Source organism: Streptomyces sp. NPDC052114, assembly GCF_040680155.1.
GTDB lineage: Bacteria > Actinomycetota > Actinomycetes > Streptomycetales > Streptomycetaceae > Streptomyces.
Genome location: NZ_JBFAWC010000018.1, coordinates 129,611 through 155,492 on the forward strand (window position 1 = coordinate 129,611; position 25,882 = coordinate 155,492).

Here is a 25,882-nt window from a genome sequence, read left to right on the forward strand (position 1 = left end):
GGGCACCGTGCGCCCCGCACCGGGCCGTAGGATGGACGGCATGGCAAAGACCGGTACGACGACCCAGGGGCTGCGCGCGGCGATCGAGCGCAGCGGCTACTACCCGGCCCTCGTGGCCGAGGCGGTGGAGGCCGCGATCGGCGGCGAGGCCATCGGGTCGTATCTGGTCCACCAGGAGACGACGTTCGACGCCAATGAGGTCCGCAGGCACGTCACGGTCCTCGTCCTGACCGGCACGCGCTTCATCGTCAGCCACACCGACGAGCAGGCGGCGGACAGCACGTCCCCGACGCCGTACGCGACGACCTCCACCGAGTCGGTCGAGATCGGCCGCATCTCCTCGGTCGTGGTCAGCCGCGTCGTCGCCAACCCCGAGAAGTACGTGCCCGGCACGCTGCCCCGCGAGGTCGTCCTGACCATCGGCTGGGGCGCGGTGTCCCGCATCGACCTGGAGCCCGCGGCCTGCGGCGACCCCAACTGCGAGGCGGACCACGGCTACACCGGCAGCTCCACCGCCGACGACCTGAGCCTGCGCGTCAGCGAGGCGGGCGACGGCCCCGACGCCGTGCGGCAGACCCTCGCCTTCGCCCAGGCGCTGTCCGAGGCGACCGCGGACACCGCGCGCTGATGGCGCTGCCTTCCTGGGACGACGTACAGCCCCTCGCCCTCGACAGCGCCCCCGTGCCCCAGTACGGCGCGGGATCGCTCGCCGACCTGCTGCCCACGCTGGTGGCCCACCAGGGCGTGCCCGGCTACGACACCCCCGTCATCGCCGAACTCGCCCCGGCCGACCGGAACTGCGTCTTCCTGATCGACGGCCTGGGCTGGGAGCAGCTCAAGGCGCACCCGGCCGAGGCGCCCTTCCTGACCTCGCTGCTGGCGAGCTCGCGCGGCGGCACGGGCTGGCCCATCACCGCGGGCTTCCCGGCCACCACCGCGACCTCGCTGGCCTCGGTGGGCACCGGCCTGCCGCCCGGCGCGCACGGCCTGCCCGGCTACACCGTCCGCAACCCGGCCACCGACGAGCTGATGAACCAGCTCCGCTGGAACCCGTGGACCGAGCCGCACGCCTGGCAGCCGCACCCCACCGTCTTCCAGCAGGCCCACGAGGCCGGCGTGCACACCGCCCAGGTGTCCTCGCCGACCTTCGAGCACACCCCGCTCACCAAGGTCGCGCTCAGCGGCGGCACCTTCCGGGGCAGGCTCTCCGGAGAGGACCGCATGGACCTCGCCGCCGAGCAACTGGCCGCGGGGGACCGTTCGTTGGTCTACACGTACTACGCCGAGGTGGACGGCAAGGGCCACCGCTTCGGCGTCGACTCCGACGCCTGGCGCGGCCAGCTCATGTACGTCGACCGGCTCGTCCAGCGCCTCGCCGAGCAGCTGCCCCCGCGCAGCGCCCTCTACGTCACCGCCGACCACGGCATGCTCGACATCCCCTTCGACGACGGCGCCCGCGTCGACTTCGACGAGGACTGGGAGCTGCGCGCGGGCGTCGCCCTCCTCGGCGGCGAGGGCCGCGCCCGGCACGTCTACGCGGTGCCCGGCGCGGCGAACGACGTCCTGACGGTCTGGCGCGAGGTCCTCGGCGAGCAGTTCTGGGTGGCCGGCCGCGACGAGGCCATCGCCGCCGGCTGGTTCGGTCCACACATTGATCAACGTGTGTACGAGCGCATCGGCGACGTCGTCGCGGCGGCCCACGACGACGTGGCGATCATCGCCACCGAGCGCGAGCCCAAGGAGTCCGCCCTGGTCGGCATGCACGGCTCCATGACCCCCGTCGAGCAGCTCGTCCCCCTCCTCGAAGTCCGCACCTGACCACCTCGCGCCCGTGCGCGTGCCCGCCCCCACCCCGCCTGACCCGCCCGACCCGAAAGGTCCTCGACTCCCCATGCCCGAGCTGGTGTTCTTCTCCGGAACGATGGACTGCGGAAAGAGCACACTGGCTCTGCAGATCGAGCACAACCGCTCGGCGCGGGGGCTCCAGGGGGTGATCTTCACCAGGGACGACCGCGCGGGCGAGGGCAAGCTCTCCTCGCGGCTCGGTCTCGTCACCGACGCGATCGAGGCGGCGGACGACTTCGACTTCTACGCCCACCTCGTCGACCACCTCTCCAAGGGCGGCCGCGCGGACTACGTCATCGCCGACGAGGCGCAGTTCCTCGCGCCGGAGCAGATCGACCAGCTCGCCCGGGTCGTCGACGACCTCCGCCTCGATGTCTTCGCCTTCGGCATCACCACGGACTTCCGCTCCAAGCTCTTCCCCGGCTCGCAGCGCCTGGTCGAACTGGCCGACCGCGTCGAGGTCCTCCAGGTCGAGGCGCTGTGCTGGTGCGGCGCCCGCGCCACGCACAACGCCCGCACCATAGGGGGCGAGATGGTCGTCGAGGGCGCCCAGGTCGTCATCGGCGACGTCAACCAGTCGCCGGACGAGGTGGGTTACGAAGTGCTGTGCCGCCGCCATCATCTGCGCAGGACGACGGCGGCGACCGCGCGTGCCGGAGCCCTGTCACCCGACGTCCTGCCGGTCGACACGGCCCCCGCCCGCCCCTGAACCGGGCGCGTCGGCGCCGGGATCACGCCGACGCCCGAGGTCAACCGGTGGCGTGCGAGCACACCATCGTGAACACCGCGCCCTCCGGATCCGCGACCGTCGCCATGCGGCCGTGGGTGTCGTCCCTGGCCGGTCTGACCACATGGCCGCCCAGTTCGATGACGCGGTTGACCGCCTCGTCCACGTCGGTGACCTCGAAGTACGTCATCCAGTGCGCGCCGCGGTCGCGGGGCAGCGACTGGCCCACGCCGTGCACGGCCGCCACCGGGCGGCCCTCGACGTGCAGGGTCAGATAGTCGAAGTCGGCCGAGACGACGGCCTCTTCGGCGTAGCCGAACACCGTCTGGTAGAACTTCGCGACGCCGGCGGTCTCCTGGGTCACCAGCTCGTTCCAGGTCGACGTGCCGGGCCTGCCGACCACCGCGCTGCCCAGATGGCCCGCGGCCTGCCAGATGCCGAACACCGCGCCCGCCGGGTCCGACGCGATCGCCATGCGGCCCGCCTCGCCCGCGTCGATCGGGCCGACGCCGACCGTGCCGCCGCAGTGCCGCACCGCCTCCGCCGTCGCGTCCACGTCGTCCGACGCCAGGTAGGGTGTCCAGGCGATGGGCAGGTGACGGTCGGGCGGCAGCTGGCCGATGCCGGCCACCTCGCGGCCGTCGAGCAGCGCCCGTACGTAGGGGCCGAGCTGCTCGGGGCCCGGCCGGAACTCCCAGCCGAAGAGCGCTCCGTAGAACTCCTGAGTCGCACCCAGGTCATGTGCCATCAGGCTCACCCAGCACGGAGTGCCGGGCGTGCGCCGACCGGTCTCCGTGCCGTCACGCGGCTCCGGCCGCAAGGACTTCGACGAGCTCTGTCCGGAGGAGAGCCCATCCGCCCGCGCCTCGGTCATCGTCACCCTCTCCTCGGCCCTTGGTGGCCGCTCAGCTTCCGCTCTCGCACGTGCGTACCCGCGCCGTGCGCATGCGCGCCCGTGCAGATGCTCGCACCACCTGCCTCGCCTCGCGCCCCGGCCGCGCCGCACTGTCCGGCTTCCCGCGGAAGATGCCCGATTTCCGGTTGCTCATCCGTGAACGCGTCATTGCTGCGCGGTGTCCGTCCGCCGTACGGCGCGTGCATGGTTCCATACGCCCTGTGTTCGGGCGTGGCCCGGCGGAGCAGGCTAGCCGGACCTTGGCGACGCGGCCACCCCGTACGCAAGGATGGGCCCATGAATGCCATCATCTCCGCATCCGAACTCGCGAGCGACCTGGCGGGCGCGAACCCGCCGGTGGTGCTCGACGTCCGCTGGCAGCACCAGGGCTCGATGCGCTCGGCGTACGAGGAGGGGCACATCCCCTCCGCCGTCTTCGTCGACCTGGACGCCGACCTGGCGGGTCCCGCCGGGGCCGGCGGCCGTCACCCGCTCCCCGACCCCGACCGTTTCGGGGCCGTGATGCGGGCGGCGGGAGTGTCGCAGGACCGTGCCGTCGTCGTATACGACGGTGGCCAGAACTGGGCGGCGGCCCGCCTGTGGTGGATGCTGCGCTGGACGGGTCACACGGCTGTCCGGGTGCTGGACGGCGGTATCGCCCTGTGGACCGGCCCGCTGGAGCAGGGCACGGGCTCCGCCCCGGCCGAGGGCTCCTTCGTGCCCGCCCCGAACGACACCGACCTCCTGGACGCCGATTCCGCCGCGGCCCTGGCCCGCTCGGGTCTGCTGCTCGACGCCCGCGCGGCCGAGCGCTACCGCGGTGAGGTCGAGCCGCTCGACCGCGTGGCCGGCCACATCCCGGGCGCCGTGTCCGCGCCCACCACGGAGAACGTCGCGGCGGACGGCCGCTTCAGGCCCGCCGCCGAGCTGGCGGACCGCTTCAAGGCGCTGGGCGCGTCGGGCACTTCGGAGATCGGCGTCTACTGCGGCTCGGGTGTCTCGGGCGCCCATGAGGTGCTCGCCCTCGCGGTGGCGGGGATCCCGGCCGCGCTGTACGTCGGCTCGTGGTCGGAGTGGTCATCCGATGCGACGCGGCCGGTGGCCACGGGCCCCGACCCGCAGTAGGCCCACGCGGCGCTACGCGGACGGGCCCCGCACCCAGGGGGTGCGGGGCCCGTTCACGTACGACCGACTACTCCTGCTTCTTGCGGCGCGTGCCGAAGACGATCTCGTCCCAGCTGGGCACCGCGGCGCGGCGGCCGGGGCGCACGCCGTCGGCCTCGGCCTGGCGGTCCGTGGAGCCGACGAGGCGGTCGCGGTGGCTGGCCACCGAGCGCGGCATGAGCACGTCCGCGTACGCCGCGCCGGCGCCGGCCGATGCCGCGGGCGGCTCCTCGGCCTCCGGCTCCTGCTCGGGCTCGTCCGGGACGGCCTGCGGCAGCTCCGTGGTGGGCGCGGCCGTGGGGCGCTCGGGCACGACCATGTCGCCGCGGAAGCTCGGCACCGCCTCCAGGAGGCTGGTCAGCGAGTCGCGCTCCTGTTCGGCCACCGCGGACGCCGCACCGGTCGCCTCCTCCGGCGCGTCGGCCGGAGGCGCGGGAATGCTCGGGCGGTCCAGCTGACGGTCCAGGGCGCGGTCGAGCGGCCGGTCCAGCGGGCGGTCCCGGGGCAGCCGGGCGATCCGCGGCACGAACGGGAAGCTGGGCTCGGGCGCGGCGATGTCGTCCGTCTCGCCGATCAGCGAACGGGCCTCGTCGTCCACGGCCTGGACGAGCCGCCGGGGCGGGTCGTACGTCCAGCTCGCGGCGTGCGGCTCGGTCGCGACGCGGTAGACGAGCAGAACTTCCCAGGTGCCGTCGTCACGGCGCCAGGAGTCCCACTGCACGCTGTCCTTGTCGGCGCCGCGCAGCAGCAGCCGCTCCTGGACGGCCTCGCCGAGCTGGGGTCCGGTGTTCTCGCCGGGACGGCGCACGGGGGTCTTCCTGGCCCGCTCCGCCATGAAGGCGCGCTCGGCGAGCACGGGGCCCTCGAAGCGGCGGACGCGATCGACGGGGATGCCGGCGAGCTGGGCCACTTCTTCCGCACTGGCACCGGCACGTATCCGTGCCTGGATGTCGCGCGGCCGGAGGTGGCTCTCCACCTCGATCTCGATCTGGCCGAGTCGGGGCCGGTCGCCGCGGACGGCCGCACGCAGCCGCTCGTCGATCGGAAGCGTGTACTCCGTGCTGTCCGCAGCCTTCAGCACCAGCCGTGTGCCGTCGTTGCTGACGGCCACGACACGCAGTTCGGGCATGGGGACCTCCCGGGTGGTGCCTGCCGACGTCACGTGCGTCGCTGCTTCCGCTAGTCGAGTGTGGCCTGCCCGGGTGCAGCCTGCCACAACCTTGCCGAGTTGCCCGGCGTGTCGGGCAGGGGCCCTGGAGCGCCGTTATGGCACGGTTACCTGTTCGCAACTCTAAGTGACGACCTTCGTCACCCTGTGCAACGAGCCCCCCACCCGGCGGTCCTGGCGGGCCCCGGGCACCCTGGCGGGAGACCGGACCCAGGGCTCGCAACAGTACTCCATTCGGGCCACGCGGGTGGACCGCCGCGCCGCCGAAGTTCGTGCCGGGAATGGGAGTTGGCACCCGCCCCTGCCCGGCTCGCCCCGCGCGCGGGTGGCGCACTTCACGGAAACACCAGAAACGGAACTAATCACTTCGCCCGTACGTCCCCTCTCGTGTAGTCGGTCGCGAAAGGCAGGCAAGGGTAGGAGATGCGTGAAAAGCCGGATTCCGGCCAGGAGTCGAAGGACCAGGAGTCGAAGGACTCGGGGGAGCCGGGGGAGAAGCGGCGCCTCGATCTGAGCGTGCCGCAGGTGGCGGGGAGCGCCATCGCCGCCGTCGTGGCGGCGAAGCTCGCCTCGAACCTCGGTGTCTACGGGACGATCCTCGGCGCCGGCGTCGTCAGCGCGATCGCGACCTGCGGCGGCACGATCTTCCAGCACTTCTTCAAGCGCACGGGCGAGCAGATACGTGACGTCACGGTGCAGGCGAAGCCGAAGGCGCGCCAGGTTCCGGTGACGGCCGCGACGCCGGTGCCCGAGACGTTCAGGACCGCTGCCTACACGGGAGCGGTGCCCACCACCGGGCCCGTGACCACGACGTGGGGCAGGCCACAGGACGCCGACGCCGACGGGACCACGGCGCTCCCCGTCACGGGCGCGGCGGACCCGACGGCCGTGCTGCCCGTCGCGGGCGCCGCGGACGCCACCGCGATGCTGCCCGCCGCGGACCCCGACGCCGAGAGGACCCAGCTCCTCGGATCGGTGGACGCCACACGGCCGGTGCCGCGCGACGACGCCACGCGCGTGCTGCGCGCCACGGGTCCGGCCGCGGCACCCCCGGTCGAACCGCCGCTCCCGTCGGACGAGTTCACCGAGGGCACCACGCACCGCGCGCAGATCCGCAGCTGGAAGCGGCCGTTGATCGCCGCGGCCGTCGTCTTCGGGGTCTCCATGGCGGGCATCACCACGTACGAGCTGGTCTCCGACGAGAGCTTCAGCGGCGGCAAGGGCACGACGATCGGGAACGGGCTGTCGGGGAAGAACACTTCTCCGGAGAAGCAGTCCACGCCCTCCGAAGAGCCGTCGGACCAGCCCTCGGACCACGGCACTTCGGGCACCGGTGACGGATCCCACAAGGGCGACGGAGCAACCCAGGACCCGAACGGCACCGGCGGTCAGACCCCCGACAAGGGCACCGGCACCGACTCCGGCTCCAAGGGCGACCCCGACAAGGGCACCGGCACGGACCCCGACAAGGACAAGGGCACCGGCTCCGGAGACGACGGTTCCAAGACGGACCCGACGCCCACGCCGACCCCGCCGACGCCCACTCCTTCGAACGGCACCGGGACCGGCACGGGCGGCGACGACCAGCAGGGCGAGACGCCCGCTCCGTAGAGCGGGGTCAGTCGCCCAGGACGCGCCGCAGGTAGTCGTTGGCGAACACGCGGTCCGGGTCGAGGCGGTCGCGCAGGGCGGTGAACTCGCCGAAGCGGGGGTACGCCTTGGAGAAGTACTCCGCGTCGCGGGTGTGCATCTTGCCCCAGTGCGGCCGCCCCTCGTGCGCGGTGAAGATCCGCTCGGCGGCCGTGAAGTACGCCTGGTAGGGCGTGCCCTTGTACATGTGGACGGCGATGTACGCGCTCTCGCGGCCCGAGGCCGTGGAGAGCGCGATGTCGTCCGCGGGCGCCGTGCGGACCTCCACGGGGAAGCTGATCCGCAGTCGCGAGCGGTCCACCATCGCCTTCAGCTCGCGCAGGGTCGCCACGAGCGCCTCGCGCGGAACGGCGTACTCCATCTCCATGAACCGCACCCGGCGCGGGCTGGTGAAGACCTTGTACGGGATGTCCGTGTACGTACGCGCGGAGAGCGCCTTGCTGGAGATCTTGGCGATGCCGGGGATGGTCGCGGGCACGGCGCGGCCGAGGGAATTGACCACCTGGAAGAGCCCGTTGGAGAGCAGCTCGTCCTCCACGAAGGCGGAGATCCGGCCGGGCGGGGCCGCCGGTCCCGCGCTGCGGTTGTTGCGCTTGGTGTTGCAGCTGCCGGTGTGCGGGAACCAGTAGAACTCGAAGTGCTCGTTCTCGGTGAAGAGCGCGTCGAACTCGTCGGTGACCTTGTCGAAGGTCATCGGCTCCTCGCGGGCCGTGAGGTAGAAGATCGGCTCGACGGCGAAGGTGATCGCGGTGATGACGCCGAGCGCGCCGAGCCCGATGCGGGCGGCGGCGAAGACCTCGGGGTTCTCCGCGGCGGAGCAGGTCAGGACCGTGCCGTCGGCGGTGATCAGTTCGAGGCCCTTGATCTGGGCGGCGATCGAGGCCGAGTCGCGGCCCGTGCCGTGCGTGCCGGTGCTCACCGCCCCGGAGACGGTCTGCTCCATGATGTCGCCCATGTTCGTGAGGGACAGGCCCTCGCGGGCGAGCGCCGCGTTCAGGCGCTTGAGCGGGGTGCCGGCCTCCACGGTGACGGTGCCCGCCGCGCGGTCGATCCGGCGGATGCCGGTGAGCAGGTCGGGGCGTATCAGGAGCCCGTCGGTCGCGGCGGTCGCCGTGAAGGAGTGGCCCGTGCCGACGGGCTTGGCCCTGAGACCGTCCTCCTTGGCCCGGCGCAGCGCGGCGGCCAGCTCGTCGACCGATGCGGGGGTGACCTCCCTGACCGGGCGCGCGGTGACGTTGCCCGCCCAGTTACGCCACGCCGCTGTGCTCTTCCCGCTGCCCGTGCCCGTTCCCGTGCTCATGGGTCCCTCCCCCTTGCGGAACCGGCCGCTTCAGCCGGCGATACCCCAGGAATCCGACCGCGACCGCGACGGCCCCGGAGATCCCCGGAACCCCGTACCCGGCGTCCGGGCCCGCGGCGTCGATGACCCAGCCGGCCGCGGAGGAGCCGAGCGCGACGCCGACCGCGAGGCCGGTGCTCACCCAGGTCATGCCCTCGGTCAGTTTCGCGCGTGGTACGTGCTGCTCGACGAGGGCCATCGTCGTGATCATTGTCGGTGCGATGGAGAGGCCCGCGACGAACAACGCCACGGCCAGAAACGGAAGGTTCCCGACCAGTTGAAGCGGGATCATACTCACGGCCATCGCGCAGACGCCCAGCAGCCACCTGGGGGCCGGTGCTCCCTTGAAGTGCAGCAGGCCGAAGACCGCGCCGGCCAGGCAGGAGCCGAGCGCGTAGACCGCGAGCACCAGGCTGGCCGCGGACTTGTGCCCCTGGTCCTCCGCGTACGCCACGGTCACCACGTCGATCGACCCGAAGATCGCGCCGGTCGCGACGAAGGTGGCGACCAGCACCTGGAGGCCGCCCGAGCGCAACGCCGAGCCCCTGGTGTGGTGTTCGCGCGGGTGCGGCACCGGCTCGGTGGTCTTCTGGGCCGTCAGCCAGAAGACGCCCACGGCGAGGAAGGCCCCGGCGAGCAGCGGCCCCGCCTCGGGGAACCACACCGTGGACAGGCCGATCGAGATGATCGGCCCGAAGATGAAGCAGACCTCGTCCACCACCGACTCGAACGAGTACGCGGTGTGCAGCTGCGGGGTGTCGCGGTAGAGGACCGCCCAGCGCGCCCTGATCATCGAGCCCACGCTCGGCACGCAGCCGACCAGGGCGGCGAAGAGGAACAGCGTCCAGTCGGGCGCCTCGAACTTCGCGCAGAGCAGCAGCCCGGTGACCGCGGTCAGGGACACCAGCGTCGCGGGCCGCAGCACCCGGCGCTGGCCGTGCCGGTCCACGAGCCGGGAGATCTGCGGGCCGATCGCGGCGGCGGACAGCGCGACGGTCGCCGACAGGGCGCCCGCGAGGCCGTACCGGCCGGTCAGCTGGGACACCATCGTCACGATGCCGATGCCCATCATCGACAGCGGCATGCGGCCGAGGAACCCGGCGGTGGAGAAGGCCTTCGTGCCGGGGGCGGCGAAGAGGGCGCGGTAGGGGCTGGGCACGTGGACTCCGCGGAAGCTCCGGCACGGCTCCCTGGGCGGGAGCGGTCCGGGTAAGGCGTAAAGGTGGCCGATACAGCTTACGGCTCGGCGGGGGTGGGCGCACCGGGGTTTTTCCGGACGGCGGAGCCTGTTTTCCGGCTGTCGGTGCCGGGTGGCAGGATCGGAGACATGTCCGATGCGCTGGAGTCCACTCCCTACGACGCCCTGCTGTTGCTCTCCTTCGGCGGCCCCGAAGGTCCCGACGACGTCGTCCCGTTCCTGGAGAACGTGACGCGGGGGCGCGGCATCCCCAAGGAGCGGCTCAAGGAGGTGGGGCAGCACTACTTCCTGTTCGGCGGGGTCAGCCCGATCAACGACCAGAACCGCGCCCTGCTCGACGCCCTGCGCAAGGACTTCGCGGACCACGGCCTGGACCTGCCGGTCTACTGGGGCAACCGCAACTGGGCGCCGTACCTGACCGACACCCTGCGCGAGATGGTCACCGACGGCCACCGCCGCGTCCTCGTCCTCGCCACCAGCGCGTACGCCTCGTACTCGGGCTGCCGCCAGTACCGCGAGAACCTCGCGGACTCCCTCGCGGTCCTGGAGTCCGAGGGCCTGGAGCCGCCGAAGATCGACAAGCTCCGGCACTACTTCAACCACCCCGGCTTCGTCCGCCCCATGATCGACGGTGTCCTGAAGTCCCTCGCCGACCTCCCCGAGGACGTGCGCGCGGGCGCCCACCTGGCCTTCACCACGCACTCCATCCCGGACGCCGCGGCGGACACCTCGGGTCCCGTCGAGGACCACGGCGACGGCGGCGCGTACGTGAAGCAGCACCTGGACGTGGCCCGCCTCATCGCCGACACGGTGCGCGAGGAGACCGGCGTCGAGCACCCCTGGCAGCTCGTCTACCAGTCGCGCAGCGGCGCCCCGCACATCCCGTGGCTGGAGCCCGACATCTGCGACCACCTGGAGGAGCGGCACGGCGCGGGCGCGCCCGCGGTGGTCATGAGCCCCATCGGGTTCGTCTCGGACCACATGGAGGTCCTGTACGACCTCGACACCGAGGCCGAGGCCAAGGCGGCGGAGCTCGGGCTTCCGGTGCGCCGCTCGGCGACCGTCGGCGCGGACCCCCGGTTCGCCGCGGCGATCAGGGAGCTGGTCCTGGAGCGTGCCGCAGCCGAGCGCGGCACGCCCGTCACGCCCTGCGCCCTGGGCTCCCTCGGCCCGAGCCACGACCTGTGCCCGGTGGGCTGCTGCCCCGCCCGTGCCCCCAAGCCCGCGGCCGCCGGCGCCGACAGCCCGTACGCGTAAGGACGTTGACGTGACCGACGTGACCGACCTCAAGGCAGAGCTCCTCGACGTGGCCCTGGAGGCCGCACACCGCGCGGGAACCTTCCTGCGCGACGGCCGCCCCGACGACCTCGGCGTGGCCGCCACCAAGTCCAGCGCCGTCGACGTCGTCACCGAGATGGACATCGCCTCCGAGAAGCTGATCACCGGCTTCCTCGCCGAGCGCAGGCCGCAGGACGGCGTGCTCGGCGAGGAGGGCGCCAGCTCCGAGGGCACCAGCGGCGTGCAGTGGGTGATCGACCCGATCGACGGCACGGTCAACTACCTGTACGGGCGCCCCGACTGGTCCGTCTCCATCGCCGCCCGCAAGGACGGTGAGACGCTCGTCGGCGTCGTCCACGCCCCGATGCGCGGGGAGACGTACCGCGCGGTCCTCGGGGAGGGCGCCTTCGTCGAGGACAGGCCCGCGCGCGTGCGTCCCGCCCCGCCCTTCGGCCAGGCCCTGATCGGCACCGGCTTCGGGTACGTCGCCGAGCGGCGCGCCCAGCAGGCCGAGGTCGCCCGCAAGCTGATCCCCGAGGTGCGGGACATCCGGCGCGCCGGGTCGGCGGCGATCGACCTGTGCGACGTCGCGATGGGCCGCCTCGACGCGTACTACGAGCGCGGGCTCAACCCCTGGGACTTCGCGGCGGGCGAGCTCGTCGCGCGGGAAGCGGGCGCGCTGACCGGTGGCCGCCCCGGAGAGGCCCTCTCGGGCGAGCTGGCGATCGCCGCCCCACCCGGCCTCTTCGAGGCGCTCCAGGGCCTCCTGGAGGACCTCGGCGCCTGGCACGACTGACCGCGCCCGTCGCCCCTCGGGACGGCCCCCACGCACACGAAAGGGCCCCGGCACCTCGTCCACAGGTGCCGGGGCCCTTCCGCGTCGGCGTTCGGGCGTCGCTCAGGCGTGCAGCGCGCCCACTTCTACTCCGTGCTCGGCGGCCAGGCGGTGCAGATCCTCCAGCTCCGCCTGCTCGACCTCGGCAAGGAAGTCGTCTCCCGTCTCACGGGCCTTCGTGAGGTCGGACTCCGTGGCCTTTATGCGCTGCAGGAGACCTGCGGTGAATGCGTCCATGGTTGCGCCCCCTCGGCTGGGTCGTGGGTCGATGGCACGGGGGTGTGCCCTCAAGAAGGGGCGATCACGTCCAAGCCGCTCCATCCGACTCCGTGGAGCGGAGCGCCCCCACCGGGACGGTGGCCGGGCGACGGGTGGGCAGTTCGTGGCGTGCCACATACATAGCGTGATCGCGGGTGTAAGGCCGTCCTCCCCTCGCTCCCTTACGGAGAAACCTCAACCGCCGGAGAAAATCCCGCATTCCCGGGGCCGCGAGCCGCTAGGAGGCCGCCTTACAGCCGGTTTATGGCCGAAAGGGGCAGGATGGAGGCCTACCCCCAAGACGAACCTGCCCGCAGGGGCACAGAGGAAGGACAGCGACGTGCGCGTACTCGTCGTCGAGGACGAGCAGCTGCTCGCCGATGCGGTGGCCACCGGACTGCGCCGGGAGGCCATGGCCGTCGACGTCGTGTACGACGGAGCGGCCGCCCTGGAGCGCATCGGCGTGAACGACTACGACGTCGTGGTGCTCGACCGTGACCTCCCGCTCGTCCACGGCGACGACGTCTGCCGCAAGATCGTCGAGCTCGGCATGCCGACCCGCGTCCTGATGCTCACCGCGTCGGGCGACGTCAGCGACCGCGTCGAGGGCCTGGAGATCGGTGCCGACGACTATCTCCCCAAGCCCTTCGCGTTCAGCGAGCTCACGGCACGCGTGCGTGCCCTCGGACGGCGCACCAGCGTGCCGCTGCCGCCCGTCCTGGAGCGCGCCGGCATCAAGCTCGACCCCAACCGCCGCGAGGTCTTCCGCGACGGCAAGGAGATCCAGCTGGCCCCCAAGGAGTTCGCCGTCCTCGAAGTGCTGCTGCGCAGCGAGGGCGCGGTCGTCTCCGCGGAGCAGCTCCTGGAGAAGGCCTGGGACGAGAACACGGACCCGTTCACGAACGTCGTCCGGGTGACCGTCATGACGCTGCGCCGCAAGCTCGGCGAGCCCGCCGTCATCGTGACGGTGCCGGGCTCCGGCTACCGGATCTGATCCCCGGTGGCCGCGACCCCGGCGCCCCCCGCGGCGCCTCCGAAGCCGACGTGGGACCCGAGGAAGGCGGAGCCGCCACCCTGGCTGCGTCCGACCATCCGCATACGGCTGACGCTGCTCTACGGCGGCATGTTCCTGATCGCGGGCATCCTGCTGCTCTCGATCATCTACCTGCTCGCCGCGCAGGCGCTGAACGTGGGCAGTGACCTGCCGTTCAGGGTCACGGGCAATTCCTCGGTCAGCAGCAGCACCTGCACCAACTTCCGGGCACTCCCCGACCGCCCCACGGAGTCGCAACTCAACGCCGCGTTGAACGAGTGCGTCAACCAGGTGCGCCAGAACGCCCTGGACAACCTCCTCAGCCGCTCACTGCTCGCCCTCCTCGGTCTCGCCGTGATCGCGTTCGCCTTCGGGTACGCGATGGCGGGCCGCGTCCTCTCGCCGCTGGGCCGCATCACGCGCACCGCCCGCAGGGTGGCCGGCACGGACCTGACCCGGCGCATCGAGCTGGACGGCCCGGACGACGAGCTGAAGGAGCTCTCGGACACCTTCGACGAGATGCTGGACCGCCTGGAGCGGGCCTTCACCGCCCAGCAGCGGTTCGTCGGCAACGCCTCGCACGAGCTGCGGACACCGCTGGCGATCAACCGCACGCTCCTGGAGGTGTCGCTCTCCGACCCCGGGGCGCCGCCCGAGCTCCATCAGCTCGGCAAGACGCTCCTGGCCACCAACGAGCGCAGCGAGCAGCTCGTGGAGGGCCTGCTGCTGCTCGCCCGCAGTGACAATCAGATCGTGGAGCGGAAACCGGTCGATCTCGCCGAGGTCGCCAACCGGGCCGTCGACCAGGTGCGCGCCGAGGCGGAGGCCAAGGGCGTGGAGATCCGCGGGGAGCGCGGTCTGGCCGTCGTCCAGGGCAACGGCGTCCTCCTGGAGCGGATCGCGCTGAACCTCGTCCAGAACGCCGTCAGGTACAACGTGCCTGACGAGGGCTGGGTCGAGGTCACCACGGAGGCCCAGCACGGCCAGGCGGTCCTGGTGGTGTCGAACACGGGCCCGGTGGTTCCCGCGTACGAGATCGACAACCTCTTCGAGCCGTTCAGGCGGCTGCGGACCGAGCGAACGGGCAGCGACAAGGGGGTCGGTCTCGGCCTGTCGATCGCCCGGTCGGTGGCGCGGGCCCACGGGGGCCGTATCATCGCGGAGCCGCGCGAGGGGGGTGGGCTCGTGATGCGTGTCACTCTGCCCCTCTGAGATGCTGCCGCGGATCCGCCGGTGTGTTCGCTTTGCGCGGAATTTTCGGGGCCCTGCCCCGGGGAATCCGTGTGCGATCGATCACATGGGCGATTTTTCGGCCATCTACTCTCTGTGATCGTGAAAGTCGCCGGAAAGCCGGGAAAATCCGGGTTTTCGGGGGTCTTGATCACGGGAAGTACACGGGGTGACGCCCGTGAAGTGCGACATTCGGACCGTGTACGGTCCCGATCGCCATCCAAGCCGATCACCTCTTCAGGGGTGCGGTTGGGTGTCGATTGAGTAACAGACCTTGATGTGAGGCAAAATCTCCGCCTCGGGTCGGGCACAAGTCCGGCCTCTCACGCGTTACGTGCGCTGGAGACACCGCAGACACCCAGAGGGGGAGAGCGACATGGCAACGGACTACGACACCCCACGCAAGACCGACGATGACGTCAACGAGGACAGCATCGAGGAACTCAAGGCCCGGCGGAACGACAAGTCGACCTCGTCGGTCGACGTCGACGAGTTCGAGGCCGCCGAGGGCCTCGAGCTGCCCGGTGCCGACCTGTCGAACGAGGAGCTCGCCGTGCGCGTGCTCCCCAAGCAGCAGGACGAGTTCACCTGCATGAGCTGCTTCCTGGTGCATCACCGCAGCCAGCTGGCCCGTGAGAAGAACGGCCAGCCGATCTGCCGCGACTGCGACTGAGGCGGGGTCGGCCTTGACTGGCTCGACCCCGTCCAGGAAGCGCCGCTTCCGCCTGCGCGGAGCGGACGAGGCCGGCGCCCCGGGCGCCGGCGTGCATGACGACGGGCGAGGCTTTTCCCTCGGTGGAGCAGCCTCGCTCGAACCGGCACCCGCCCTTGAGGTGGTGCCGGACGCGACGGCGGCCGACAAGGCGCCCAGGACCGCCCGGAAGGCCGGGAAGACCGGATCCGTGGGCAGCCGCGTCGCCGCCGTCACGGACGGAGTCAAGGAAGGCGTGCGCAAGAGCGGGCGCGGCGCCAGGGCCGGCATCGGCTATCTCGCCGACCGGCTCATCGAGAACGCTCCGCGGATCCCCGTCCGCGATCTCGCGACCCTCCGCAAGCAGTTCCCGGGCCTCGGCCCCGAGCAGCTCGCGGACAAACTCGTCGCGGGCGCCGCCAACGCCTCGTCCACCGTGGGCGCGGGAGTGGGTGCCGCCGCGATGCTGCCGGTGCCGCCCGCGATGCCCGCCGAGCTCGCCGCGGAGATCACCGGCGTCGCCGCCATCGAGCTGAAGCTGATCGCCGAACTCCACGAGGTCTACGGACAGCGGCCCGAGGGCAATCTCAAGCAGCGCAGCACGGCCTATCTGACCTCCTGGTCGGAGGAGCGCGGCGTCGAGGCCACGAGGCCGTCGACGCTGAACGCGGCCCTCGGCGGCCAGGTGAAGCGGGAGCTGCGCCAGCAGATCATGAAGCGCATGGTCCGGAACCTGCCGAACCTCCTGCCGTTCATGGTGGGAGCCGCGGTCGGGGCCGTCATGAACCGCCGGGACACCAAGAAGCTCGCCGCCCGGATCCGGGCGGACCTGCGGGCGCGTCAGGTGCCCTGGGACGCGCTGAGCGGCCTTCCGGCCCTGGAGAGGCCGGTCGATCCGCTGCCGTTGGGGCAGTCGCCCGACGAGCTCGACCGCTGGGCCCAGTAGGCGCCCCGCGGGGCGCTGCCTACACGGCGCTCTCGCGTACCGCCTTCAGGGCCTCGATCAGCGCCTCCGGGTTCCGCGTCGAGATGTACGCGTACGGCGTCGGGTCGGCCGGGTCCGTGATCGGGATGCGCACGGCCGTGGGAACGTAGGCGCGCAGCAGCATGAAGGCGCGCGGGTCGGCCTTGTACGTGCGCCAGGCGCGGGTCTCCTCGCCCGTCAGGATCTCCGCCTCGCCCAGGGCGGACACCGGGATCTTCGCGTCGCCCGCGACCAGCGAGCCCGCCACCACGCGGATCCGCACGGAGCCGTACGCGCTGGTGACGACGGCCGCCACGGCCGTGCCGCCGACCAGTCCGCCGAGGAGCGGGAGCGTGCCGAACGGCAGCATGGTCAGGGCCATCGCGACACCCACCAGGACCGAGGTGAGCCACCACGTACGGGGCGCGGTCAGGCGTTCTTCGTAAGGCTGCATGGAACCAAGCTTGGCACGGTGCGGTTGCCGCGCTGACGCGGAGGTAAGGTCTGCGCCTGTGAGTGGTACATCTGCAGCTCTGACGCCCCCGGCCGACGCCATACCGCCCGTCCGGCACCCCGACGCGCCCGCCCCCGGCGAGCTCATCGGTGCCCACTACGAACACTGTTTCGGCTGTGGCGAAGGACAGGCGCACGGACTGCACCTCGCGGCGCGCGCCGGAGACGGCGTCTGCATCACCGCCGAGTTCACCGTGCGGGAGGCGCACCAGGGCGCCCCGGGCCTGGCCCACGGCGGGGTCCTCGCGACCGCGCTCGACGAGACGCTCGGTTCGCTGAACTGGCTGCTGCGCGTGATCGCCGTGACCGGGCGCCTGGAGACCGACTTCGTGCGGCCCGTGCCGCTGGGGACCGTGCTGTTCCTGGAGGCCGAGGTCACCGCCGTCGCCGGGCGGAAGATCTACTCGCGGGCCACCGGGCGCATCGGCGGCCCCGACGGGCCCGTCGCGGTCCGCGCCGACGCCCTCTTCATCGAGGTGAAGGTCGACCACTTCATCGACAACGGCCGCCAGGAGGAGATCCGGGCGGCCATGAACGACCCGGACCAGATCCGGCGCGCCCGCGCCTTCGAGGTGAACCCGTGACATCCCGTAACCCCCTGAACGTACTGATCAGGCGCGTCGACCCCGACGTGCCGCTGCCGGAGTACGCGCAGCCCGGTGACGCGGGCGCCGATCTGCGGACCACCGAGTCCTGCGAACTCGCGCCCGGCGAGCGGGCGGTGCTGCCCACCGGGGTGTCCATCGCGCTCCCGGAGGGGTACGCGGCCTTCGTGCACCCGAGATCGGGGCTCGCCGCACGCTGCGGTGTCGCTCTGGTGAATGCCCCGGGGACGGTGGATGCCGGGTACCGTGGGGAGATCAAGGTGATCGTGGTGAATCTCGACCCGCGCGACAGCGTGCGGTTCGAGCGCTTCGACCGGATTGCCCAACTGGTCGTCCAGCAGGTCGAGAAGGTTCGCTTCCAGGAGGTGGCGGAGCTTCCCGTATCGGCGCGGGCCGAGGGGGGCTTCGGGTCCACCGGCGGCCATGCCGCCGTGGGCGTCGGCTCGGGCATGGGCTCGGGCGAACAAACGGGTGGGAATCGATACGCATCGGTCGTATCCGACCGGGAAGGACAGTGACGTGTTCGGACGTCGCAAGAAGGACAGTGCCGCCGAGGACGCGGCGGGCGCGGACGAGCAGGTCGTCGACGGCGTGGACAGCGATGACTCCGCTGACGCCGGCGTCGCGCGCTCGCGCGTGAGGCTCGAGCCCGAGCCCCGTCCCGACGGTCCCTGGGACATCTCCGAGGTCCGTGAGCCCGGCGAGGGCCGCGTGGACCTCGGCGGACTCTTCGTGCCCGGGGTCGAGGGCATGGAGCTGCGCGTGGAGGTCGCGGGCGACGCGATCGTCGCCGCCACCGTCGTGCTGCAGGACAGCGCCATCCAGCTGCAGGGCTTCGCCGCCCCCAAGAAGGAGGGCATCTGGGGCGAGGTCCGCGAGGAGATCGCCACGGGCATCACCCAGCAGGGCGGTGTCATCGACGAGGTCGAGGGCCCCCTCGGCTGGGAGCTGCGCGCCCAGGTTCCGGTCCAGCTGCCGGACGGCACGGGCGGTGTGCAGGTCGTGCGCTTCATCGGCGTCGACGGCCCCCGCTGGTTCCTGCGCGGTGTGATCTCCGGGCAGGGCGCCGTGCAGCCGCAGGCCGCGGGCCTGCTGGAGCAGATCTTCCGGGACACCGTCGTCGTGCGCGGCGAGGGCCCGATGGCGCCGCGCGACCCGATCGTCCTCAAGCTGCCGGACGACGCGCAGATGGTCGCCGAGGGCGTCAAGGAGGAGCAGCAGGAGGGCTCCCGCTTCTCGGGCGGCATGGGCCAGCTCCAGCGCGGCCCCGAGATCACCGAGGTGCGCTGACGCTTCGCCGCCCCGCCCGGGGCACGAGCTGACGGTTTCTCAACTGCCGTGTGGCCCGCAGTGGTTCCGCTTCGTCCGGACCATTGCGGGCCACATTCGCGTACGCCCATACTGTGCCGGTCGTACGGGGGGAGACCGGAGCGGTGAGGGGACGGCGCGTGCCCGCGGCGGTGCGGGCGAGCCGGCACCACGGGCTTGTCCTGGGGGCCGCCGGACTCGCCGTGCTGCTCGCCGCCACCGTGCTCGCCGCGCTCGCGGCGCTCGCCGAGAAGGCCGTCGAGGGCGGGGTGCAGCGGCGGCTCGCCGCGGACCGCGAGGCCGTCGTCGAGGTCGCAGGACCCCACCGCGCCGACGGCGCGGGGACGTTGGACCATGCCGTCCGCGCCGCCGTCGGCCGCGCCTACGGCGACGTACCCCACCACACCTGGTCGGCGCTGCGCGCGCCCGCGGCCCGCAACACCGAACTCCCCGTCACCGAGGCCGCCGGCCACCCCCGTGAGGACGCCACCGTCTCCGTCGTCGCCCTGGAGGGCGCGGCGCGGCACGCGGCGCTGGAGGCCGGACGGTGGCCGCGCCCCGGCGGCCGGACGGTCGAGGTCGCGCTGACCGGGGACGCCGCCGCGCGGCTCGGCGTGCGGCCCGGGGACGGGATCACGGTGCGGGGCGCCGGCGAGCGGCTCGTACCGATGAAGGTCGTCGGTCTCTACGCGGCCGGGGAGCGCGCGCCCGCCCTGTGGGCCTCGCTCAGCAGCACGTTCGGGACGCCCGACTCGATCGCGGTCGTCTCCCGCCCGGCCCTCGCCGCCCACCGCGCGCTCGCCGGGGACGCGACGGACCTGTGGCTCGGGGTGCCCGACGCGGGCGGGCTGCGGCTCGGTGACATCGGCCCGCTCCAGGAGCGGGCCCAGCGGTTCGCGGGCAGTGACGCCGCGCTCTCCGTGAGCCGGGCCGCCGGGGCCGACGGCGACCGGCTGACCCTCTCGGCCGGCCTGCGCAGGGCGCTCGACCGGCTCACCACCCCCATCGCCGTGGCCCGCGCCGGGCTCTACGTCCCCGCGACGCTGCTCGCCGCCCTCGCCGTGGCCGCGCTGGTGCTCACCGCGCGCCAGCTCGCCGAACACCGGCGCCCCGAACTGGCGCTGCTGGCCGCGCGCGGCGCGGGCACCCGGCGGATCGCCCTGTCGGCGGCCGCGCAGTGGGCCTGTGTCGCCGTGCCCGCCGGTCTCGCCGCGCCCTGCCTCGCGGGCCCGCTGCTCGGCCTGCTCGAAGGGGCCGGGCTCATCGAGGGCGACGTGCCCGCGTCGGCGGCGACCGCCGTGGGGTGGACGGCCGCCCTCGCCGCGCTGGCCGTGCACGGCGTCGCGGTGCTCCTGCCCACGGTGCGGACCGTGCGGGACCGGCGGGCGGTGGCCCGGCTGCGGCTGCGGATCGCACGGTTCGCGGGCGCGCAGCGGTTCGGGGCGGACCTCGCGCTCGCCGCCGTCGCCGTGCTCGGCTGGCTCCAGCTGTGGCAGTACCGCTCGCCGGTGACCGGCGGCAGCGGCGTCGACCCCGTCCTGGTGCTCGCGCCCGTCGCGATGACCGTGGCGGCCGCGCTGCTCGTCCTGCGGCTGCTGCCGCTCCTGGCCCGCGCCGTCGACCCGCTCGCCCGGCGCGGCGCCGGACTCGTCCTGCCGCTCGGCGGCTGGCAGTTCGCCCGCCGGGCGGCCCGGCACGCGGGCCCCGCCCTGGTCGTCACCCTCGCCCTCGCCGTCGCCGCGCTCAGCAGCACGGCGCTGGCCGTCCTGGACCGCGGCGACCGGGACCAGGCCGCCTTCCGGGTCGGCGCCGACCTGCGCGTCGAGCCGGGCGACGGGGTGCCGCCCGAGCGGCGCCGCTCCGCCTACGAGCGACTGCCGGGGGCCGGGGCCGTCACCCCCGTGGTCACCTCGGACGCGTACGTCGGACAGGACGCCGTGGCCGTCACCGCGGTCAACACCGGGCGTGGGCCCGTGCCGTGGCTGCGCGGCGACCTCGCGGACCGGCCCATGGCCGAGCTCGTGGCGCCGCTCGGCCGACGCGTTCCGGACCACGGACTTCCGGTGGTGCGGGAAGGGCGCGGCCCGGTGGACGAACTGCCGCTGCGGGTACGGATGTCGGCGAGCGGGAGCGGCGCGGTCGTGCCGGTGCGGCTCACCGTCTTCTTCGAGGACGGCGACGGACTGACCCACGCGAGCTCCGTGGTGATCAAGGAGGGCGGCGCCAGGACCCTGCCGCTCAAGGTGGGGGCGCGCGGCCGTGACGTACGCATCCTGCAGATCGACCTGAGCATGGTGGGCGAGCGGACGCGCCGGACGTACCACCTGACCGTCGACCGAGTGCCGGGGCTCACGCGCGCCGCGCGGTGGCACGACCTGCGGACGGAACCGCCCTCCCGGCTGCGCGCCGGCTGTCCCGGAGCGCGGCGCGAGCAGGAGCGCGCGGGCGGCTGGAGCCGGCCGGACGGCAAGGACGCCCCCGGGCCCGTCCTGTGCGCGGACCGCCCCGGGCGCGGAAAACTCGTGGACGCGGTGCTGCGCGGGCCCGACGGAGACCTGAAGTACCCCACCTGGAGCGTGCGGCTCGGCACGGACCGGGTCAAGGGGCGCCCGGCCGCGCCCGCGCTCGCCGACGACGCGCTGCTCGCGTCGGGCGCGGTGCGGGTCGGCGACACGGTGACGGTGCGGCGCAGTACCGGCGGCAGCGCGCGCGTCGAGATCGTCGGGCGGATCGCGGCGGTGCCGGGGCAGCCCCGCGACCGGCCGCGGCTGCTCGCCGACTCCCGCGCGATGGCCGCCCAGTGGGCACTGAGCGGGGCCCTGCCGGGCGCGGAGAGCGCCTGGTGGGTCGACGTGCGCGGGACGGACACCGCACCGGCGATGGCGGCCGTGCGCGGCGATCCGCGGCTGGGCCACGCGACGGACGTGCCGCTCGTCAGGGACGAGCTGGCCGAGGACCCCTTGCGGCGCGGGGCGCGCGGCGCCCTGGTGCTGTGCCTGGTGCTCGCGCCCGCCTTCGCCGTCATCGCGTTCGCGCTGCACACGGTGCTCTCCGTGCGCTCCAGGGAACGGGAGTTCGCGCTGCTGCGGGCGCTCGGGGTGCGCCGCGGCCAGCTCGCCGCGTACCTGTGGACCGAGCAACTGGCGCTGGCCGGTGCGGCTGCCGTGCTCGGCACGGTCCTCGGGACCGCGCTCGCCGCGCTGATCATGCCCGTCGTGACCGTCGACGCGGACGGGCGGCCGGTCTTTCCCGGTCTGGTCACCGAGGTGCCCTGGGTGCGCGTGACACTGACCGCCGGGGCGACGGCCGCGGTGATCTGCGCGGTCGTGACGGTGGCCGCGCGGGTCCTCGGACGGGTGGATCTCGCGCGGGTGCTGCGGGCGGGGGAGGACGGGTGAGCGGGCGCGTCCCCGGTGGGGGACGGGTGAGCGGGCGCGTCCCCGGTGGGGGACGGGCGGTGGCCGCGTGGGTGGCCCGGTGGCGCGACCTGCCCCTGGCCTGCGGGCTCGCGCTGCTGATCGGCGTACTCGTGCTGATCGCCGCCGCCGGGCCCGGCCTCGCCGAACGGCTCGCGGCCGATGCCCTGGGCCTGCGGCTCGCGCAGGCGCAGCGGGCGGCGCCCGGCGTGGTCCACAGCGCGCGCTTCGACCCGGAGGAGCCGGGGCCCGGCGAGCACGGCGACCTCGGGGCCGACCTCGCCCGGTACACGGAGACGATCGAGAACGCGGCCCCTGGCGCGCTGCGGGGCGCCCTCGTGCACGACTCCACACGGATCCAACTGCCCACGGTGAAGGGCGATGTCGGGGGCCGGGCGAGGAACGGCGTCTCGCTGTCCCTGGTGTACGCGTCCGACGCGCCGGGCACGAGCGCGTACGTCGCGGGACGGGCGCCCCGCGCACGGGAGAGGACCGTCGAGCTCGCCGTGTCCACGCGGACGCGGGACACCTTCGGGCTGCGGGTCGGGCAGCGCGTACCGCTCGGGGACGCGGCGCTGAAGAACGTCCACGTGGTGGGCCGCGTCGTCGGCGTCTTCCGGGTCGGGGACGAGCTCCGCCTGTGGGCCGAGAAGCCGCTGCTTGCCCGGCCGTTGCCCGGCGTCGCGGGGGCCGCGCCGGACGCCGCCGCGCTGATCGCGCCGCGCGGCGCCGAAGTGCTCCAGAACCAGTCGGGCGCCGAGCTGACCGTCGACTGGAACATGCGGATCGTGGCCGGTGCCGGTGTGGCCGGACGCTTCGTGGGCGAGGGCGGCGAGCGGACCTTCCACCGGGCCCTGGCCCGCTATCCGGTCGCGGTGGCCGAGGACTTCTGCGGGCGGGGCGGGTTCGGCGGGAAGTGGTGCCTGATCGGCACCCACCCCTCGACCGAGCTGGAGACCTCCACGAAACTGCCGGACACCTTCGACGCGTTCGGGAAGCAGTGGCGGCAGGCGAGCGTCGTGATCTCCTTCGCGTTGGCCTCGCTGCTCGGCGTGGGACTCGCCGCCGTCGTCGTCACCGCTCTCCTGATCGTCCGCCGACGGCTCGCCGCGGACCGGCTGATACGGGCGCGGGGCGCGTCGGCCGCCGGGGTCGCCCTGGAGCGCGCCGGATGGGGCGCGCCGGCCGCGGCGCTCGGCCTCGGCGCGGGCTGCGCGTCGGCCGCGGCGCTGCCCGGCGGCCCACCCGCCTACGGCACCGGAGCCGCCGTCGCGGTGCTCGCCTGGCTGCTGCTGCCCGCGCTGACCTGGTGCGCCCTGCGGGACCGCGCCGTGCTGCGCGACCGGGAGCCGCGCGGCGCCGGTCGCCGCCTGGTCGTCGAGGCGCTGGTCGTGCTGCTCGCCGTGGGCGGTGTCCTCGCGCTGCGGGCGCGCGGCACCGAGGGGACGGCGGGGCCGGACCCGCTGCTCGCCGCCGTGCCCGTGCTGCTGGGCCTCGCGACCGTCGCCGTGCTCGTGCGCTGCTACCCCTGGCCGGTGCGCGCGGTGGCGCGGCGGGCGGCGCGGGGGCGGGGCGCCGTCGCGCTCGTGGCGCTGTCCCGGGCCGCCAAGGAGGCGCCCGCGCGCGGGCTCGCGCTGCTCGTCCTCGTGGTGACGCTGGCCGGTGCCGTCTTCGGCGGGCTCGTCTCCGGGACGCTGGAGCAGGGGCGGCGGGCCGCGGCGGCCTGGCAGGTGGGCGCCGACGCGTCCTTCCTGGGGGCGGGGCGCGACCCCGGCATGGCGGACCGCCTCGCCCACGCGCGCGGTGTGCGGGACACGGTGGCGGTGCGGCAGCTGCGGGTCGACCCGGTGAGCGGGACGGACGGGGGACGGTACGGGATCGCCAGCCTGATCGGGGTGGACGGGGCCGGGCTGCGCGGGGCGGCGGAGGACTCGGGCGCTGCCCGCGCGCTGACGGACGCCGGGCTCACCAGGGGAGGCGGTGGCCGGGAGATCCGGGTGCTCGCCTCCGAGGGGAACACCGGTGACCTGCTCACGTACACCCGGTACGGCAAGACGATACGGCTGAGGGTGACGGGGCGGCTGCCCGAGGCGGCGGCGCGCGATGCCGCACTGGGGCCGGTGCGCGGCGCCACCGTGGCCCGCCAGCGCCTCCTGCTCGCCGACAACCGAGACCTGAGGGCCTTCAAGGCGACGGACTTCGAGGAGACGGCGCTGCTGCTCTACGGGCGGAACCTGGACGCCGAGGCGCTGCGCTCCCTGGTGCCGCGCGCCGCCCCGGGCGCGAGCACCGGCGATCTCCGCATCCGCGCCGAGGAGGAGGCCGACGCGGCCTCCGACGGCCTGATCGGCGCCGTGACGACCGCGCACACCGCCTGCACCGCGCTCGCGGTGCTCCTCGCGCTGCTCGCCCTCGTCCTCGAACTGCTCCTGTCCGCGCCCGTGCGCGGGCGCACCACCGCAGGGCTGCGCACCCTCGGACTCGGCGGACGCGCCGCCTTCGCCCTACAGGTGCTGCAACTCCTGCCGATGGTGCTCGCGGCCGTAGCGGGCGGCGTCGCGCTAGGCCTCGCGCTGCCCTCGCTGCTCGGACCCGCGCTGGACCTGCGGGAGTTCACCGGCGGGCCCACCGCGCCCGACCGGCACATCGACGCGCTGTTCACCGCGGCCTTGGGCGCGGGACTCGGGGTCCTGGTCGCCGCGGCGGTGGGCGTCGAGACCTGGCTCGGGCGGCGCCGTGGGCTCGGCGCCGTCCTGCGACTCGGGAGGGCCGATGACTGAACTGGCCGAGCTGGAGGCGCGGGCCCGCGCCGCGGGGCGCCCCGCGGCCGACGAGGGCCTGGTCGTCTGCGACAACCTCGTGCGCGTCTACCGCACGGAGGAGGTCGAGGTGCAGGCGCTGCAAGGGCTCGACCTGGTCGTCGCGGAGGGCGAGTGCGTGGCCCTGGTGGGCGCGTCCGGGTCGGGCAAGTCCACGCTCCTGTCGATCCTGTCCGGGCTCGACCTGCCCACCGCGGGCCGCGCGAAGGTCGCGGGCCACGACCTGCTCACCATGGGCCGCCGCGAACGGCTCGGCTACCGCAGGCGCACCGTCGGCTTCGTCTGGCAGCAGACCGGACGCAATCTGCTGCCCTATCTGACCGCCCTGGAGAACGTGGCGCTGCCGATGAAGTACGCGCGCGTGCCGCGCCGTTCGCGCGAGAAGAGGGCCGCCGAGCTGCTCGGTGTGCTCGGCGTGGCGCACTGCCGCGACCGGCGGCCCGCCGAGCTGTCCGGCGGTGAGCAGCAGCGCGTCGCCGTCGCTGTGGCCGGCGCCAACGCCCCGCGCGTGCTGCTCGCCGACGAGCCCACCGGGGAGCTGGACACGGCCAGTGGCGAGGACGTCTTCGCGGCCCTGCGCCGGGCGAACGAGGAACTCGGCGCGACCGTTCTCGTCGTCACCCACGACAGCCTCGTCTCCGAGCAGGTCCGGCGCACGGTCCGCATCCGTGACGGCCGCACGTCGACGGAGACGCTCCGCGAACAGGGCGGAGCGGGCGAGGAGTTCACGGTTCTGGACCGGGCGGGGCGGCTGCAGCTGCCGGGGGAGTACGTCGAGCGGTACGGGCTGCGGGGCCGGGTGCGGCTGACGGCGGAGGCGGACCATGTGGGGGTCTGGCCGGATACCGCAGGGCCGACGGCCGGGTCGCCCGAGCAGGGGCCCTGACTTCACGCCTTGACGGAAGCCTGGTCCGTACCTATGGTCACGGGCCAACACGCGTGTTCA

At 73.6% G+C, this 25,882-nt stretch carries 23 protein-coding genes; 17 read left to right on the forward strand and 6 right to left on the reverse strand.

Annotated elements, in window-relative coordinates; translation table 11 throughout:
* Positions 1-40 precede the first annotated feature (40 nt).
* The 3 genes from AB0L89_RS32615 to AB0L89_RS32625 all read left to right on the forward strand — a co-directional run bounded on the left by AB0L89_RS32615 (position 41) and on the right by AB0L89_RS32625 (position 2,554).
* Positions 41-628, forward strand: a complete 588-nt coding sequence (locus AB0L89_RS32615) for a DUF5998 family protein (RefSeq protein ID WP_055697117.1) — start codon at positions 41-43, stop codon at positions 626-628.
* Entirely contained in the window at positions 628-1,818 is a 1,191-nt protein-coding gene (locus tag AB0L89_RS32620) for a nucleotide pyrophosphatase/phosphodiesterase family protein (protein ID WP_365149103.1), read from the forward strand. The genes AB0L89_RS32615 and AB0L89_RS32620 overlap by 1 nt, the downstream gene beginning before the upstream one ends.
* Before the next feature lie 73 nt (positions 1,819-1,891).
* Positions 1,892-2,554: a thymidine kinase gene (locus AB0L89_RS32625; RefSeq protein WP_365149106.1), complete on the forward strand. Its 663-nt coding sequence runs from the start codon at positions 1,892-1,894 to the stop codon at positions 2,552-2,554.
* 40 nt (positions 2,555-2,594) lie between these two features.
* Here the strand turns inward: AB0L89_RS32625 and AB0L89_RS32630 are convergent, their stop codons facing one another.
* Positions 2,595-3,320 (reverse strand): VOC family protein, encoded by a 726-nt coding sequence (locus AB0L89_RS32630; RefSeq protein WP_365149109.1) that lies wholly within the window; start codon positions 3,318-3,320, stop codon positions 2,595-2,597.
* Between the two features lie 444 nt (positions 3,321-3,764).
* On the opposite strand from AB0L89_RS32630, the gene AB0L89_RS32635 reads away from it, so the two are divergent.
* Positions 3,765-4,592 carry a sulfurtransferase gene (locus tag AB0L89_RS32635; protein ID WP_365149112.1) on the forward strand — a complete coding sequence of 276 codons (828 nt, stop codon included), beginning with the start codon at positions 3,765-3,767 and terminating at the stop codon, positions 4,590-4,592.
* A gap of 67 nt (positions 4,593-4,659) precedes the next feature.
* Here the strand turns inward: AB0L89_RS32635 and sepH are convergent, their stop codons facing one another.
* Positions 4,660-5,760, reverse strand: coding sequence for a septation protein SepH (sepH, locus tag AB0L89_RS32640; RefSeq protein WP_365149115.1), 1,101 nt, complete (start codon positions 5,758-5,760; stop codon positions 4,660-4,662).
* Positions 5,761-6,222: 462 nt separating this feature from the next.
* Between sepH and AB0L89_RS32645 the strand changes: the two genes are divergently transcribed.
* Positions 6,223-7,410, forward strand: a complete 1,188-nt coding sequence (locus AB0L89_RS32645; RefSeq protein ID WP_365149118.1) for a hypothetical protein — start codon at positions 6,223-6,225, stop codon at positions 7,408-7,410.
* Between the two features lie 7 nt (positions 7,411-7,417).
* Here the strand turns inward: AB0L89_RS32645 and AB0L89_RS32650 are convergent, their stop codons facing one another.
* On the reverse strand, positions 7,418-8,749 hold the full coding sequence (locus tag AB0L89_RS32650) for a D-arabinono-1,4-lactone oxidase (RefSeq protein WP_365149121.1): 1,332 nt from the start codon (positions 8,747-8,749) through the stop codon (positions 7,418-7,420).
* Positions 8,697-9,947 (reverse strand): MFS transporter, encoded by a 1,251-nt coding sequence (locus AB0L89_RS32655; protein ID WP_365149124.1) that lies wholly within the window; start codon positions 9,945-9,947, stop codon positions 8,697-8,699. Before AB0L89_RS32655 ends, AB0L89_RS32650 begins: the two co-directional genes overlap by 53 nt.
* A gap of 168 nt (positions 9,948-10,115) precedes the next feature.
* On the opposite strand from AB0L89_RS32655, the gene AB0L89_RS32660 reads away from it, so the two are divergent.
* Positions 10,116-11,243 (forward strand): ferrochelatase, encoded by a 1,128-nt coding sequence (locus tag AB0L89_RS32660; protein WP_365149126.1) that lies wholly within the window; start codon positions 10,116-10,118, stop codon positions 11,241-11,243.
* A gap of 19 nt (positions 11,244-11,262) precedes the next feature.
* Positions 11,263-12,060 (forward strand): inositol monophosphatase family protein, encoded by a 798-nt coding sequence (locus AB0L89_RS32665; protein WP_365149231.1) that lies wholly within the window; start codon positions 11,263-11,265, stop codon positions 12,058-12,060.
* Positions 12,061-12,162: 102 nt separating this feature from the next.
* Here the strand turns inward: AB0L89_RS32665 and AB0L89_RS32670 are convergent, their stop codons facing one another.
* A complete protein-coding gene (locus tag AB0L89_RS32670; protein ID WP_167357823.1) occupies positions 12,163-12,336 on the reverse strand; it encodes a hypothetical protein in 174 nt (57 codons plus the stop codon).
* Positions 12,337-12,697: 361 nt separating this feature from the next.
* Here AB0L89_RS32670 and AB0L89_RS32675 point away from each other — a divergent pair, with 361 nt between their 5' ends.
* The 4 genes from AB0L89_RS32675 (at position 12,698) to AB0L89_RS32690 (ending at position 16,257) form a co-directional block, all read left to right on the forward strand.
* The gene (locus AB0L89_RS32675) at positions 12,698-13,351 is read left to right on the forward strand and encodes a response regulator transcription factor (RefSeq protein ID WP_055544891.1); all 654 of its coding nucleotides are present in this window, start codon (positions 12,698-12,700) and stop codon (positions 13,349-13,351) included.
* 6 nt (positions 13,352-13,357) lie between these two features.
* The gene (locus AB0L89_RS32680; protein ID WP_365149130.1) at positions 13,358-14,602 is read left to right on the forward strand and encodes a HAMP domain-containing sensor histidine kinase; all 1,245 of its coding nucleotides are present in this window, start codon (positions 13,358-13,360) and stop codon (positions 14,600-14,602) included.
* 394 nt (positions 14,603-14,996) lie between these two features.
* Complete coding sequence (locus tag AB0L89_RS32685) at positions 14,997-15,293, forward strand: DUF4193 domain-containing protein (protein ID WP_030357326.1); 297 nt, start codon at positions 14,997-14,999, stop codon at positions 15,291-15,293.
* 13 nt (positions 15,294-15,306) lie between these two features.
* Positions 15,307-16,257, forward strand: coding sequence for a hypothetical protein (locus tag AB0L89_RS32690; RefSeq protein ID WP_365149134.1), 951 nt, complete (start codon positions 15,307-15,309; stop codon positions 16,255-16,257).
* Positions 16,258-16,276: 19 nt separating this feature from the next.
* Here the strand turns inward: AB0L89_RS32690 and AB0L89_RS32695 are convergent, their stop codons facing one another.
* Positions 16,277-16,729: a DUF3093 domain-containing protein gene (locus AB0L89_RS32695; RefSeq protein ID WP_365149137.1), complete on the reverse strand. Its 453-nt coding sequence runs from the start codon at positions 16,727-16,729 to the stop codon at positions 16,277-16,279.
* A 58-nt stretch (positions 16,730-16,787) separates the two neighbouring features.
* Between AB0L89_RS32695 and AB0L89_RS32700 the strand changes: the two genes are divergently transcribed.
* The 6 genes from AB0L89_RS32700 (at position 16,788) to AB0L89_RS32725 (ending at position 25,822) form a co-directional block, all read left to right on the forward strand.
* Positions 16,788-17,372: a PaaI family thioesterase gene (locus AB0L89_RS32700; RefSeq protein ID WP_365149140.1), complete on the forward strand. Its 585-nt coding sequence runs from the start codon at positions 16,788-16,790 to the stop codon at positions 17,370-17,372.
* Complete coding sequence (dut, locus tag AB0L89_RS32705; RefSeq protein WP_365149143.1) at positions 17,369-17,911, forward strand: dUTP diphosphatase; 543 nt, start codon at positions 17,369-17,371, stop codon at positions 17,909-17,911. Before AB0L89_RS32700 ends, dut begins: the two co-directional genes overlap by 4 nt.
* Position 17,912: 1 nt before the next feature.
* Positions 17,913-18,683, forward strand: a complete 771-nt coding sequence (locus AB0L89_RS32710) for a DUF3710 domain-containing protein (protein ID WP_365149146.1) — start codon at positions 17,913-17,915, stop codon at positions 18,681-18,683.
* Between the two features lie 143 nt (positions 18,684-18,826).
* The gene (locus AB0L89_RS32715) at positions 18,827-22,099 is read left to right on the forward strand and encodes an ABC transporter permease (RefSeq protein WP_365149149.1); all 3,273 of its coding nucleotides are present in this window, start codon (positions 18,827-18,829) and stop codon (positions 22,097-22,099) included.
* Positions 22,100-22,158: 59 nt separating this feature from the next.
* Complete coding sequence (locus tag AB0L89_RS32720) at positions 22,159-24,897, forward strand: hypothetical protein (RefSeq protein WP_365149152.1); 2,739 nt, start codon at positions 22,159-22,161, stop codon at positions 24,895-24,897.
* Positions 24,890-25,822 (forward strand): ABC transporter ATP-binding protein, encoded by a 933-nt coding sequence (locus AB0L89_RS32725; protein ID WP_365149155.1) that lies wholly within the window; start codon positions 24,890-24,892, stop codon positions 25,820-25,822. The genes AB0L89_RS32720 and AB0L89_RS32725 overlap by 8 nt, the downstream gene beginning before the upstream one ends.
* Positions 25,823-25,882: the final 60 nt, after the last annotated feature.

What these genes read in the sequence shown, in the direction of transcription:
- AB0L89_RS32615 (WP_055697117.1), top strand. Translation starts at nt 41, where the DNA reads ATGGCAAAGACCGGTACGACGACCCAGGGGCTGCGCGCGGCGATCGAG.
- AB0L89_RS32620 (WP_365149103.1), top strand. Translation starts at nt 628, where the DNA reads ATGGCGCTGCCTTCCTGGGACGACGTACAGCCCCTCGCCCTCGACAGC.
- AB0L89_RS32625 (WP_365149106.1), top strand. Translation starts at nt 1,892, where the DNA reads ATGCCCGAGCTGGTGTTCTTCTCCGGAACGATGGACTGCGGAAAGAGC.
- AB0L89_RS32630 (WP_365149109.1), bottom strand. Translation starts at nt 3,320, where the DNA reads ATGGCACATGACCTGGGTGCGACTCAGGAGTTCTACGGAGCGCTCTTC.
- AB0L89_RS32635 (WP_365149112.1), top strand. Translation starts at nt 3,765, where the DNA reads ATGAATGCCATCATCTCCGCATCCGAACTCGCGAGCGACCTGGCGGGC.
- sepH (WP_365149115.1), bottom strand. Translation starts at nt 5,760, where the DNA reads ATGCCCGAACTGCGTGTCGTGGCCGTCAGCAACGACGGCACACGGCTG.
- AB0L89_RS32645 (WP_365149118.1), top strand. Translation starts at nt 6,223, where the DNA reads ATGCGTGAAAAGCCGGATTCCGGCCAGGAGTCGAAGGACCAGGAGTCG.
- AB0L89_RS32650 (WP_365149121.1), bottom strand. Translation starts at nt 8,749, where the DNA reads ATGAGCACGGGAACGGGCACGGGCAGCGGGAAGAGCACAGCGGCGTGG.
- AB0L89_RS32660 (WP_365149126.1), top strand. Translation starts at nt 10,116, where the DNA reads ATGTCCGATGCGCTGGAGTCCACTCCCTACGACGCCCTGCTGTTGCTC.
- AB0L89_RS32670 (WP_167357823.1), bottom strand. Translation starts at nt 12,336, where the DNA reads ATGGACGCATTCACCGCAGGTCTCCTGCAGCGCATAAAGGCCACGGAG.
- AB0L89_RS32685 (WP_030357326.1), top strand. Translation starts at nt 14,997, where the DNA reads ATGGCAACGGACTACGACACCCCACGCAAGACCGACGATGACGTCAAC.
- AB0L89_RS32695 (WP_365149137.1), bottom strand. Translation starts at nt 16,729, where the DNA reads ATGCAGCCTTACGAAGAACGCCTGACCGCGCCCCGTACGTGGTGGCTC.
- AB0L89_RS32725 (WP_365149155.1), top strand. Translation starts at nt 24,890, where the DNA reads ATGACTGAACTGGCCGAGCTGGAGGCGCGGGCCCGCGCCGCGGGGCGC.